Origin of the sequence: Hungatella hominis (assembly GCF_014288005.1) — a bacterium.
In the GTDB taxonomy this organism is placed as follows: Bacteria; Bacillota; Clostridia; order Lachnospirales; family Lachnospiraceae; genus Hungatella; species Hungatella effluvii.
The window spans coordinates 24,487-37,766 of the sequence record NZ_JACOPB010000005.1 but is presented as its reverse complement, the minus strand read 5'-3'; the positions used below and the strand labels follow the sequence as shown (position 1 = coordinate 37,766).

Here is a 13,280-nt window from a genome sequence, read left to right as displayed (position 1 = left end):
TTTCTTGTCCCCTATCTTAGCATGAGGGTGGAGTGATATAAATATCCAGTTTTGTTTTTTTAGGCCATACCAGTTTAGTAATTACAGTTCACGGTTTCACGGGCCTCCGCTTTCCGGTCTGTGGTACCGTGAACTGCAACGCTTAGTCGTGAGACTCCACGCAGATCAGCACCCCATCCCAGAATGTGATAGTCCCCGTCTCCGCCTCCAGCTCGTTGCTGATACAGAGGCTGGTACCGATCCGGATATCCCGGTTAGTCAGGGGATACTTGAAGCCTTTCAGCGTAATCCCGTGTACCTCTTCTGTAAGAGGAAGGAATGAAATATATTTCCCCCAGACCTCGCCGGAGCGGTAAGTCTTTCCCTGGTCCAAAATGTAGAGCCGGTTCTTCTCATCGACGATGGAAGCCTTCACGCCTTTTTGCAGGCACGCGTACAGCAGATGGATATTGCCGATGGAGTGGTCCAGTCTGCCGCCGGCGGCGCCCAGGAGAACCATATCGCTGACGCCGGCCTCCATGGCGGTGCGGAGAGCGAGCTCCGTATCGGTCTCATCCTTTTCCGGCTGGTGCTGTTCGAAGGTTATGCCCTCTATCGCCCGGTATTCCTCCAGAAGCTCGCCCTTCACCGTATCGAAATCACCGACAATGGCATCCGGCCTGATATCCAGCTGTTTTACAGCCGCCAGGCCGCCATCCACTGCGATCACCATGTCAAATGTCTTGTCCTTTAAAAAAGCACCGGCAAATGCACAGTCTATGCTTCCGCCGGTGATAATAAGGCCCGTCATTCCTGTTCCTCAAATATCTTCAAAAATGCCTTCGTGTTCGCCGTCACATCCCCTTTAAAGATCGCGGAACCGGCGACAAAGACGTTGGCCCCCGCCTCCATCAACTCCCGCACATTATCACACGTTACGCCGCCATCCACTTCAATATCCGTGGACAGCCCCCGCATGTTGCATTTTTCTCTTAAAGCGCGGATCTTTTCCAGCGTATAAGGAATGAACTTCTGTCCGCCGAATCCCGGATTCACGGTCATGAGCAGCACCATGTCCACCTGGTCGAGGATGCAGTCCAGCACGTCGACAGGCGTAGCCGGATTCAGCACGACTCCGGCCTTCAAACCGGCCTCCTTAATCTGGTTCACCGTGCGGTCCAAATGGGTACACGCCTCCACATGAACGCTGATGATGTCGGCTCCCGCTTCTTTCATGGCATCGATATAACGGCCTGGCTCCCTAACCATCATATGGACATCAAATACCTTATCCGTACAGCTTCTCAAGCTGGCTATCACAGGCATGCCGAAGGATATGCTGGGAACGAAGTCGCCATCCATCACATCAAGATGAATGTACTGTGCTCCCGCGTCCGCGGCCTCACATACCTGCTGCTCCAAATGTTTAAAATCTGCTCCCAAGATGGAAGGTGCTAATAGGAACATATCAATATCTCCTTTTATCTTTTAATTCCTGGTACAAAAGCTTGTAATTGTCATAACGGCTTTCGCTTATCTCCCCCTGGCGCACGGCCTCCTTGACTCCGCAGACCGGCTCGCCCACATGGACGCAGCCTAAGAACTTACAGTCTTCCTCGTAAGCCGCAAACTCAGGAAAGTAATCCTTTAAGTTTCCGCACTCCAGTTCCTCTAAGTACATGGAGCTGAAGCCCGGGGTGTCCATCATGTACGTGTCCTTCCCGATGGCAAACAGCTCGCTGTGCCTCGTCGTATGCTTTCCTCTCTGGATCTTCTCGCTGATCTTTCCAGTCTCCATGCCTGCCTCCGGAAAAAGGATATTCGTGATGGAAGATTTCCCGACGCCCGAAGGGCCTGCCAGAACCGTTGTCTTTCCCTCTGTCAGCTCCCGAACCGCTTCCAGCCCTCTGTTTTCGTAGGTGCTTGTAAAGTAGACGGGATAGCCCGCCGAGGAATAGATATTCCCCAGACGTTCCCTCTCCTCGTCTCCCGTTAAATCCGTCTTATTAAAACAGATTTTCACTGGAACATCCTGTACCTCCATCATCACGAGGAAGCGGTCCAGAAGGTTTAAGTTGGGCTCCGGATGGGTGATGGAGAAGATCACCAGCGCCTGATCGACATTGGCCACAGCAGGCCGGACCAGCTCGTTTTTGCGTGGAAGGATCTTGTCGATGTTGCCTTCCTTCTCCGCCTCGCTCAACACGGTAAATTCCACATTATCCCCTACCAGAGGTTTAATCTTTTTATTGCGGAACACGCCCTTTGCCTTGCATTCATAGACGTCTGTTCCATTATCCACATAATAAAAACCTGCAATTCCTTTTATAATTTTTCCTGTCATACAATAGCCCTTATGACTGTGGAATGGGGACAAACGTAACCGGATAGGAATTGATTACTTCTCCCGTGTCCACATTGACAATCTGCACTTCACCGCTGGTCACGCCATAGGCGCCCTCAATGTTCTTGAAGACGACCGGAAGCTGCTGGTCTCCCGTGATCGTCACCGGCCCCATCAGATCCCTGACCTCGTCTTTTCCGTTTACCGTCTGCTTCAGCTGGATCTTTATATTCAGCTGGGTACTGGCGGATCCCGGTCCTATTAAATTCTGGAGCGGATACGATTTCTCGATGGATGCCAGGTACTTGTATTTGGCCTGTTCCGCCGATCCGCTGCTAACCACGTAATCGATGGCCGTTCCGCCCTCTACCTGGGTACCCGGCGCGATGGTCTGACGAATGATGGTGCCTGTCGGCACATCTTCCGAGGTTTCCTTCGTTACCGTTCCGGAAACCAGGCCCAGATCAGCCAGCATCTCCTCTCCGACCTCTTCCCCTTTGCCTGTAATATCAGGAACCGTTACCGGATTAGTCAGTGCCGGGCCTGTGCTGGCGATCACGCTGATCACAGCCCCTTCCTTTGCTTTATCCGGGCTGTAGCTGATGATCTTGCCAGACTCTACCGTATCGCTGCTCTGGTTCTGCACATTCACGACAAAGCCTTTGCCCTCCAGAAGCGATTTGGCCGCCTCCGCTGTAAGGGAATCCAGGCCCAGGGTGGTTAAATCAATCTCTGGATGCTCCGGTCCGTTGCTGATGACCACGGATACAGCCGAGTACTTATCTACAATCTCTCCCGCTTTCGGAGTCTGGGTAATGACATCTCCCTTTTTCACGGTATCAGAGAACTCATAATCGCCGATCTTCATGTCCAGACCGCCGTTCTCACGAAGCTTCTGCCGCGCAATGTCTTCCGCCAGTCCCTCGACCTCCGGCATGGTGGTCTGTTTATCACCCAGAGTCGTCTCCTCCGGTATCGTAGTCTCCACAGTGGTCTCCGTCTCCTTGGGTGTTCCGGAACGGAACAGCCCGCCAAGTCTGGTAACCAGGAAGATAAGGACGATGACGATAAGAACCGCCACCACGATGCCCGCTGCCGTCAGAAGCTTTTCGATTCCCGGATTGATCTCCTCATCCGGTTCCCGCCGCTTCGTTCTTCCCGACGGGCCTCCGGCGGTTCCGGTATTCCGGCTGCTCCTGTGCTCCGGCTGGCGTTCCCGCACCGGTTCATTGCCATAGCGGCTGTTCCGGTTCTGCTGCGGTTCCGGCTGATTCCTGCGGCCGGAGCCGGAACGGATCTGCTCCAGCTCCGGCGCTCCGATGATCACCGTCTGGGATGTATCCATAGACGGAGCCGACGCCTGCACAAAATTCTCATCGGGCGTCACAAGGGCGCGGCGCAAGTCGGCGATCACCTCCTGCATGCTCCCGTACCGGTACTCCGGCTTCTTCTCCGTACATTTTAAAATGATGTTCTCAAAACCGACCGGAATCTCCTGATTGTAGTAGCTGGGCGGTGTAATCGGGTCTTCTAAGTGCGCCAGAGCCACCGTGACGGTGTTCTCCCCTTCAAAGGGCACCCGTCCGGCCGCCATCTCGTACATGGTGATACCCAGTGAATAGATATCGCTGCGGGCGTCGCTGTATCCGCCTCTCGCCTGTTCCGGTGAAATGTAATGAACCGATCCCATAGCCGTAGCGCTGAGCGTCTGAGTGGACGCGGCGCGGGCGATCCCGAAATCCGCTACCTTCACCTTTCCATCCCGCGCGATAATGATATTCTGCGGCTTGATATCCCGGTGAACGATTCCCTGCTCATGGGCGGCTGCGATCCCCTGCGCCACCTGGATTGCGATCCCGATGGCCTCCTTGCTGTCGAGGCAGCCCTTTTTCAGGATGTAATTCTTAAGAGTGATGCCCTCGATCAGCTCCATAACGATATAATGAAGAGTTCCCTCATCCACGACATCATATACGTTTACAATGTTCGGATGGGACAGTCTGGCCGCAGCCTGGGCTTCCATCTTAAACTTGCTCACAAATCCGCTGTCTGAACTGAATTCCTCCTTCAGTACCTTAATGGCAACCTGCCGTTTCAGCTTATGGCACAGGGCCTTGTACACATCTGACATCCCGCCGGAACCGATCTTATCCAGTATTTCATATCTGTCCTGTAAAAATGTCCCTGGTCTCAAAATCATAAGCTTACCTCCCTGCCAATCTGCGGATCAACGAGTACCACTGCTATATTGTCCTTACCGCCATTGTCATTGGCTACCGTGATCAACTTCTCCGCTTTTTCCTCCAGCTCCAGATCAGAGCCGACAATCTCCTCCATCTCCACGTCCTCCAGCATATTGCTGAGTCCGTCGGAACACATGAGAATAAAGTCTCCCGGCTCCAGTCCTACCTCGAAGAAATCGACCAGCAGCTTATCTTCTGTCCCAACTGCTCTCGTAATGATATTCTTTTTATCCTTATAATCCTTGCTTCCGCGCTCCAGACGCCCCAGGGAAACCAGTTCCTCCACATAGGAATGGTCTCTCGTCACCTGTCTGATCCTGTCTCTCACGAGATAGAGGCGGCTGTCTCCCACATTGGCCACATAGAGGGTATTCTCATCGGCCACTGCAGCCACCAGAGTCGTTCCCATACCGGAAAGTTCCGGTTTTTCCTTCGACTCCTGGTATAGCTGCGTGTTGACCTTTAATATGCCCTCCCGCAGAAGCGGAACAATCTGGGAATTTTCCGTATACTGAAGATACGTCACCAGATTCTCTACAATATATCTGGAGGCATAGTCTCCGGCCTGATGACCGCCCATCCCATCCGCAACCACGAATAAGTTCGGCAGGCTCCCGACCGGCTCCACGCTGGCATATACGTAATCCTGATTGGCCGTACGCACTCTTCCCGTATCCGTCAATGCACAAGCTTTCATAGCGTCTTCTCACTCCCTTTTTGTTCCTGACATAAAAAACTCTTTCTAAGCTGGCCGCAGGCACCATGGATGTCCCGGCCCATTTCCCTTCTTATAGTAACATTAATTCCATTTTTTTCAAGCAGATTTTTAAATGCCTCTATGGCCTTCCTGTCCGACTGCACGTAATCCCGTTCCTTGATGGGATTCACCGGAATTAAGTTCACGTGGCCCTGCTGGTCCTTGATCAGTGCCGCCAGCGCCGCCGCTTCCTGCAGATTATCATTGACACCGGAAACGAGACTGTACTCAAAGGTCAGCCGTCTTCCCGTCTTCTCAAAATATGTATGACAGGCTTCCAGCACATCGTTCAGCTTATAGCGGTTCGCCACAGGCATCAGAGTCTTTCTCACCTCATCATCCGGTGCGTGGAGCGAGAGGGCCAGGGTGATGGCGAGCCCCTCATCAGCCAGCTTAAGGATTCCCGGAACAATGCCGCAGGTGGACAGTGTAATGTTTCGCTGGCTGATGTTCAGCCCATGCTCATCTGTCAGCAGGCGGATAAACTTCACTACATTGTCATAGTTATCCATAGGCTCTCCCGAACCCATGATCACCACGTTGGATATCCGCTCCCCTGTGAGATACTGAATCCGGTAGATCTGGTCCAGCATCTCCGCCGGCCTTAAATTCCGTTCCAGGCCATCCAGAGTGGAGGCGCAGAACCGGCAGCCCATACGGCAGCCGACCTGGGAGGAAATACATACGGAATTGCCGTGTTTATACCTCATTAAGACGCTCTCGATGATATTGCCGTCTGAAAGGCCGAATAAATACTTTCTCGTCCCGTCAATGCCGGATATTTTCTCGTCCACAGTCTGAAGCGACGTATAGTCACACGTCTCCTTCAACCGCTCCTTGAGGGACTTCGGAAGATTCGTCATCTCCTCATATCCGGGGGCCAGCTTTTTGTGCATCCACTCGTAGAGCTGTTTTGCCCGGAACGCCTTCTCGCCGGAGGCTGTGATAAACGCCGTAAGTTCTTCTAAATTCAAAGATTTAATATCTGTCTTTTCCATTATCCTAATTTTTTCTGAAATGCTGCGATGAAAAATCCATCACACGGGTGAATTCCCGGTAAGAGCTGGATATTCCCGGACCTCAAAGAAGCCGCATTCAGTGTTTCTCCTAACTTTCCTTCTAAATTCATGGCGTCAAACGGATAATTCTCCAGAAACCACGCCGCATTCTCTTCATTTTCTTGACCGTCGATGGTACAGGTGCTGTAAATCAGCTTTCCTCCTGGCTTCACGTAAGACTGAACCACAGAGAGGATCTCCCGCTGCAGAGCTGCCAGCTCCTCCATCTGTTCCATCGTCATCCGGTACTTGATATCCGGTTTCCTGCCTATGATCCCAAGCCCGGAGCACGGCAGATCGGCCAGAACAATGTCTGCCCTGCCTTCCCACGCCGGATCAGGAACAAGAGCGTCGTGCACCTCGGCACGGATGTTGGTAAAGCCCGAGCGGGCGATATTATCTTCAATAAGGGCCACCTTCTGCTCCGTCAAATCACGGACGATTACCATTCCGGTTCCCTTCAGTTTATCCGCGACGTGAAGGCTCTTTCCGCCGGGAGCGCCGCAGACATCGAGGCAGAGATCGCCTTCCTTCGGGTCCGCGATCTCTCCCACAAAGCTGGAGCTCATATCCTGAACTGAAATCAAGCCTTCGGCAAACGCGTCAAGGCTCTCTAAATAATCGTACTTCGATAAATAAAGTACCGCTGCAGACAACGGCGTCTCCTCCACCGTAACACCCTGGTTTTTCAGACTTTCCATAATCTCCTGCTTCGATGCCCGGTTCAAATTGCAGCGAACCGCCGTCCTGCTGGGCTTTAAGAAGGCTTTTACCATGGAAACCGCCGTTTCCTCTCCGTATGTATCCTTCCACATATCCAGAATCCAGGAAGGCATGGAGTATCGGACAGAATCATCCGGCCATTTTAGTTGTTCTTTATTTCTGGAAATGTTGCGCAGAACGCCGTTGACAAAGCCCTTTAATCCGGTGAATTTCCGTTTCTGCGCCAGCTTTACCGCCTCGTTGCAGACAGCGGAGTCCGGCACACGGTCCATATAGAGAATCTGATAAACGGACATCCGCAGCAGAGTGCGGATGACCGGTTTCATCTTTTTTACTTTTACGCTGGAGTAAGAATTAATGACGTAATCCAGCTGAAGGGTGTATTCCACAGTACCTTCCACGGTGCGGGAGATAAAGGCCCGCTCCTGTTTGTCAAGATACTGGTATTTGCTCAGCGCCTGGCCCAGCACGATATGACTGTAACCGCCCTTTTCCAGGATCTCGAGCAGTATATCCAGGATGATTTCCCGGCTGCTGTTTCCGTTAGTCATTGTCTCTGCGTCCTCCAAATAGAATCACGAGACGGAGCAGCTGGAGCACGGAAGCAGCCAGCGCGGCCACGTACGTGAGCGCCGCAGCGCCCAGCACCTTTCTCGTCTGATTTACTTCCTGGCCGCCAAGTATACCGACCTGGTCGAGCAGCGTGATCGCTCTCCTGGAGGCATTGAGCTCCACAGGAAAGGTGATGAGCTGGAAAATAACGGCCAGCGAAAAGAGAATCAGGCCGATATTCACGAGAGGCGATCCCATACCACCGATCAGCACACCGATAATAATTAGCGGAAATGCCGCCTGGGAGCCGATATTGGCCACCGGAACGATCGCTCCGCGCAGCTTTAGGGGAACGTATCCCACGTTGTCCTGCATGGCATGGCCGCACTCGTGAGCCGCCACGCCGATTGCCGCCACGGAGGTAGAATGGAATACCGACTCCGATAAATTAACGGTCTTCGTCCTCGGATCGTAATGGTCTGTCAGCTGTCCCTTTACGGGACGGACGGTCACATCGTAGATACCCTGTGAGTTTAAGAGGCGCTTTGCCGCGTCCTCCCCTGTCATTCCCGTCATGCTCCTGACCTTTGAATATTTGTTGAATGTGCTGTTCACCTTTGCGGATGCTGCCATAGACAGAACCGCACCTATAATTACAAGAATCCATGTGGGATCAAAATAATATCCCATTAAACCGCCATAATACATAAATCAGATACTCCTTTCGAAAACGGTTCCTTCTGCAATCTGGTATCCGCGCAGAAACGCGCCGGTATCCATACGCTTCTTTCCCTGAAGCTGCAGTTCCTTCACCGCAAGTGTTCCCTTTCCTGTTTTTACATACAGACAGTCTTTTCCTGTTTTCACAACCTGGCCGCAGGCTCCCTCATACTCTTCTTCCAGTGCATCGGCCTCCCAGAGCTTGATCGTCTTTCCTTCCCAGCTTGTGTAAGCACTGGGCCACGGGTTTAATCCGCGGATCAGACGCTCGATGGAAGCCGCATCCTGATTCCAGTCGATATCTCCCATGGATTTCTTAAGCATTCCAAAGTAAGTCATCTTTTCTTCGTCCTGCACAGTCCGCACGGCGGTTCCGTCTTCCAGCTTCTTCAGCGTTTTTATAATCAGACGTCCTCCGATCGCGCTCAGCTTATCGTGGAGACTTCCGCCCGTCTCTTTCTCATCGAGAGCAACGGACTCCTGATCCAGGATATCTCCCGTATCCAGTGTCGGCGCCATCATCATGGTGGTGATTCCGCTGACGGATTCCCCGTTGATCACCGCGAACTGAATCGGAGCTGCGCCGCGGTACTTGGGAAGCAGGGAGGCGTGGATGTTCACACAGCCATATTTTGGAATATCGAGGATGGTCTTTGGAAGAAGCTGGCCGAAGGCCGCCACAACCATGGCGTCTGGATTCATCTCCTTAAGGAGGCTTACGAATTCAGGATCTCTCGCCTTCACCGGCTGGTAAACGGGAATTCCATACTCTAAAGCCTTTTCTTTAACGGGAGTCATCTGGACTAATTTCCCACGTCCTTTTGGCTTATCCGGCTGGGTCACCACCGCAATCACATCATGGCCCGCTTCCACCAGCGCGGTTAGGGCTGGTACGGAAAAGTCGGGCGTTCCCATAAATACGATTCGCATTTTATTCTTCACCTTCCTCTGACTCGTCTTCTTCCTGGTCTACGTCGGTCAACTCGCCCTCCACCTTGTCGACGAAGAGATCGCCGCTTAAATGGTCGCATTCGTGGCAGATGGCACGCGCCAGGAGACCTTCTCCAACCAGTTCGAATTCCTTCATCTCGCAGTCATATGCTTTTACCTTTACGTGGTCGGGGCGGGTGACGACACCGGATTTGCCCGGTACGCTTAGGCAGCCTTCGCTGCCTGTCTGGCTTCCGCTCGTCTCGATGATGGTTGGGTTGATGAGTACGTACTGGTTACCGTCTTCTACGTCGATTACTACAATCTGCTTCAGTACGCCTACCTGGGGGGCGGCAAGGCCTACGCCACAGGCTTCGTACATGGTTTCGAACATGTCGTCGATTAAGTCCTGGATGCGCGGTGTTATTTCTTTTACTGGTTTGCAGTGTTTTCTTAAGATGTCGTCTCCGATTGTTCTTATTTTTCTGATTGCCATTGTTGTTTATCCTCTCATTTCTGTATATAGTTTGATTGTGCATCCCATTACTCCGCAGTGCACCACCTCACGTCCGCTGCGCTCCCGTTCGGTGACGGGCTTCGCCCTATAAAAAGTGTCACTAAGATATTTTCTTATGTGCAAGCACAACGAAAATATCTTAATGCCACTTTTTGCACTGCTCATGAAAGATCATACTGTACCACAACCCCTTTAAATAACTCTTGATTTTCCTTTTGGAAGCAGTCGATATTATCCCTGATTTTAATTAGTATATCATAATTTTCCTGTTTCAAATATAAAATTTTTCTATATATATCATTAATTTTGTAAACGGATGCGTCTACAGGCCCTATCATCTGAACTTTTTCCTCGTCTGCCTGGGGCGTTATATGGGCTGCGAGGCGGTCCGCTGCCTCCACCAACACTGCTTCTGATTTCGATGCCATCTGCACGGTGAACAGCACATTGACCGGCGGATACTTCATCAGACGGCGATAGGCCATCTCCTGATGGTAGAATGTTTCATAATCCTGCCCCGCGGCCGTGACAATGCTGTAGTGCTCCGGATTGTATGTTTGAATAATGACATCACCATGCCTCGCGTCACGCCCTGCACGGCCTGCGGCCTGGGTGAGCAGCTGAAAGGTCCGCTCCGCAGCCCGGTAATCCGGCGTGTACAGCGATAAATCAGCCGCCAGCACTCCCACCAGGGTGACATCGGGAAAGTCGTGGCCCTTTACGATCATCTGGGTTCCGATCAGTATATCGGCGTCCCCTTCCGCAAAGGCCGACAGGATCTCCTCATGGCCGCCCTTTTTTGAAGTCGTATCGAGATCCATGCGCAAGACCCTGGCCTGCGGAAACATCTTCTTTGCCATCATCTCAATTTTCTGGGTCCCTACTCCGAAATTGGCGATGTAAGGAGAACCGCAGCTGGGACATTTATCCGGCATGGGAATCGAATAGCCGCAGTAATGGCACACCAGGCGGTTGTCCTTATGAAGCGTCAGCGTCACATCACAGTGGGGACACTTGATGGCCTCCCCACAGGAACGGCAGGACACAAAGTTGGCATAGCCCCTCCTGTTGATGAACATCATGATCTGTTCCTTTTTCTCCAGGCGGTCACCGATCATCTGCTGAAGCCGTCTGCTGAAAATGGACTTATTCCCAGCCTTCAACTCTTCCCGCAGATCCACGACAGCCACATCGGCCAGCCTGCTGTCCGCCTTGGCTCTGGTATGCAGGCTGAACAGCCGGTATTCACCGCGAAGCGCCTTCGTATACGCCTCCAGAGAGGGCGTCGCCGATCCCAGAACCACGGAAGCGTTCTGCATCTGCGCCCGTTTTACCGCCACCTCCCTCGCATGGTACCGCGGCACTACCTCGCTCTTATAGGCGCCTTCATGCTCTTCGTCTATGATAATCAGTCCCAGCCTGGAAAACGGGGTAAACAGCGCGGAGCGCGGACCAATCATAATATCAATATCTCCGCCTCTGGCCCGCTCAAACTGATCGTACCGTTCCCCTGCCGACAATCTGGAATTGATGATGGAAACCCGGTTTCCGAACCGGCCGTAGAATCGCATGACCGTCTGGTAGGTAAGAGCGATCTCGGGAATAAGGACGATAACCTGCTTTCCCTCACTTATGACTCTGGAAATCATCTCCATATAGACCTCGGTCTTGCCGCTTCCGGTAATGCCGTGGATTAGATATGTCTCCCGTTTTCCCGCTTCATAATCCTCGCAGAATGCATCTGCAACCGCCTGCTGCTCCCCGTTTAAGTCTACAGCCTTCACTCTGCTGCCCGCGTCCTTTACGGGATTCCGGAAGATTTCCTCCGATTCCAACGCCACATAGCCTTTTTCAATCACTGGCTTTAAGGTTGCCGCTGATAAGTTCATCTGGCCTGACGCCACCTCATACGGAATCAAAGGGTTCTCCTTCAATGCCTTGAAGAGCCGCACTCTCGCCTTATAGCTTTTTTTCTCCGCCTCCGCCGTCACCGCCTCCAGCTGTTCTTCCGGGATCAGGAGGCGCAGGACCTTCTTCTCCTTCGGCTTCACCTTCTGTTTCACCGGGAGCACCGTCTTTAATGCCTGGTTCATGGTGGAACCGTACTGTTCCTTCAGCCACCACGCCAGCATAATCAGCTGTGACTCCGCGGAAACACTGCCTTCCACGATACCGGCGATCTCTTTTATCTTATCCGCATCATAATCCGCGTGGTCCGTGATGCCGACCACATAGCCCTTTCTCAGAGAATTTCCCTTTCCAAACGGAATCTTCACCAGAACGCCTACGGAAATCCGGTCCTCAAGCTGGGGCGGGATTCTGTAATCAAAGGTGCGGTCCACTTTCTCATGAGAAATATCGATGATGATCTGGGCAAATCGTTTTGTCATTGCGTCAACTTCCTGTCTTCTTAATTTTGGCAGCCCTTCAGACGGCTGCCGCGTTTGTAATGATTCAGCCGTGCGGCAGTCTGCACATCCGAAATGCTGCCGTTTCGAAATGAAATGACCCGACTTAGGCGCATCATATCGAAGCAAGTCGGGTTTGTACGTTACTAATTATAGGATTCTAAGGAAGAAAAGTCAACGCCGGATTACCCTTCCATCTCCCCATAGAAGTCCAGAAGCCGATAAATCCAGGTGTCAAGGCCGGAAAAATGATACCCTGCGCCTTCCGCCTTCTCCGTATTTATGGAAAATCCCGGAAATCCATTGTAAGGGGCTTCTTCCCCATCCGGGGACAGGACTGCCTTCTTCCCCGTCTTTTCTTCCAAATAGCGGATGATCTCTCCGACGGTGATCGTCCCCGACGCAGCCGCATTCACAGGGCCTTCTAGGGATGAATCGGCCAGAAACGCCAGGAAACGTCCGCATTCCTCCGCTGAAACGAAGCTTACGGGACAGTTTTCATTTTCCACCTGCATGGCAATCCCCTTCGCCGTGTGGGCAGCGTAAAACCGGAGACGTTCCGTGTAATCATCCCTTCCAAGAACCACGGGGAAACGCACCATCACGGACTCCTGTTTCGGAAATGCCTGCACCAAAGCCGCTTCCGCCTGCCTCTTTCCCGTTCCGTAATCGAATGCACTCCGCCCACCCCAGATGAGCGTTTCCTGGTACGGATCATAATCCGTCTCTCTCGTATTTTCCTTCAGTTCATAAACCGAGATGGAGGAAACCATGATATACCGCCTGCACCGGAGTGTCTCAAGCGCAGTTTTCACGTCATTGGAGCAGTAGGCCAGATCATCATATACCACATCGAATTCTCTGCCGGAAAATGCGGCGCGCATGGATTCCTCCCGGATGCGGTCCACCCGGATTTCTTCCACCGGGACGATAAAGCGCGGTTTTGCATTTCCCCGGGTCGCCACGGCAACCTCATGCCCCTGTAATAGCAGTGTATTCACCAGATGAACTCCGAAAAAACGTGTGCCGCCAAGAACCAGTATCTTCAT

Annotated in this window: 12 protein-coding genes; all 12 read right to left on the bottom strand. The window is 52.4% G+C overall.

Going from position 1 to position 13,280, the window contains the following annotated elements; translation table 11 throughout:
- Window positions 1–142: 142 nt before the first annotated feature.
- Window positions 143–790, bottom strand: a complete 648-nt coding sequence (locus H8S75_RS12650; RefSeq protein ID WP_187021952.1) for a thiamine diphosphokinase — start codon at window positions 788–790, stop codon at window positions 143–145.
- The gene (gene rpe / locus H8S75_RS12645; RefSeq protein ID WP_187021951.1) at window positions 787–1,446 is read right to left on the bottom strand and encodes a ribulose-phosphate 3-epimerase; all 660 of its coding nucleotides are present in this window, start codon (window positions 1,444–1,446) and stop codon (window positions 787–789) included. The genes H8S75_RS12650 and rpe overlap by 4 nt, the downstream gene beginning before the upstream one ends.
- 1 nt (window position 1,447) lies before the next feature.
- Entirely contained in the window at window positions 1,448–2,323 is an 876-nt protein-coding gene (rsgA, locus tag H8S75_RS12640; RefSeq protein WP_187021950.1) for a ribosome small subunit-dependent GTPase A, read from the bottom strand.
- A gap of 10 nt (window positions 2,324–2,333) precedes the next feature.
- Entirely contained in the window at window positions 2,334–4,523 is a 2,190-nt protein-coding gene (pknB, locus tag H8S75_RS12635; protein WP_187021949.1) for a Stk1 family PASTA domain-containing Ser/Thr kinase, read from the bottom strand.
- On the bottom strand, window positions 4,520–5,263 hold the full coding sequence (locus H8S75_RS12630; protein WP_187021948.1) for a Stp1/IreP family PP2C-type Ser/Thr phosphatase: 744 nt from the start codon (window positions 5,261–5,263) through the stop codon (window positions 4,520–4,522). The genes pknB and H8S75_RS12630 overlap by 4 nt, the downstream gene beginning before the upstream one ends.
- Window positions 5,260–6,321, bottom strand: a complete 1,062-nt coding sequence (rlmN, locus tag H8S75_RS12625; protein WP_187021947.1) for a dual-specificity RNA methyltransferase RlmN — start codon at window positions 6,319–6,321, stop codon at window positions 5,260–5,262. Before rlmN ends, H8S75_RS12630 begins: the two co-directional genes overlap by 4 nt.
- On the bottom strand, window positions 6,321–7,655 hold the full coding sequence (gene rsmB, locus H8S75_RS12620; RefSeq protein WP_187021946.1) for a 16S rRNA (cytosine(967)-C(5))-methyltransferase RsmB: 1,335 nt from the start codon (window positions 7,653–7,655) through the stop codon (window positions 6,321–6,323). Before rsmB ends, rlmN begins: the two co-directional genes overlap by 1 nt.
- Entirely contained in the window at window positions 7,648–8,364 is a 717-nt protein-coding gene (locus H8S75_RS12615; protein ID WP_187021945.1) for a zinc metallopeptidase, read from the bottom strand. Before H8S75_RS12615 ends, rsmB begins: the two co-directional genes overlap by 8 nt.
- Window positions 8,365–8,367: 3 nt before the next feature.
- Window positions 8,368–9,306 carry a methionyl-tRNA formyltransferase gene (gene fmt, locus H8S75_RS12610; protein ID WP_187021944.1) on the bottom strand — a complete coding sequence of 313 codons (939 nt, stop codon included), beginning with the start codon at window positions 9,304–9,306 and terminating at the stop codon, window positions 8,368–8,370.
- A 1-nt stretch (window position 9,307) separates the two neighbouring features.
- The gene (gene def / locus H8S75_RS12605; RefSeq protein ID WP_187021943.1) at window positions 9,308–9,802 is read right to left on the bottom strand and encodes a peptide deformylase; all 495 of its coding nucleotides are present in this window, start codon (window positions 9,800–9,802) and stop codon (window positions 9,308–9,310) included.
- Between the two features lie 182 nt (window positions 9,803–9,984).
- On the bottom strand, window positions 9,985–12,213 hold the full coding sequence (gene priA / locus H8S75_RS12600) for a replication restart helicase PriA (protein WP_187021942.1): 2,229 nt from the start codon (window positions 12,211–12,213) through the stop codon (window positions 9,985–9,987).
- A gap of 203 nt (window positions 12,214–12,416) precedes the next feature.
- Complete coding sequence (locus H8S75_RS12595) at window positions 12,417–13,280, bottom strand: NAD-dependent epimerase/dehydratase family protein (RefSeq protein ID WP_187021941.1); 864 nt, start codon at window positions 13,278–13,280, stop codon at window positions 12,417–12,419.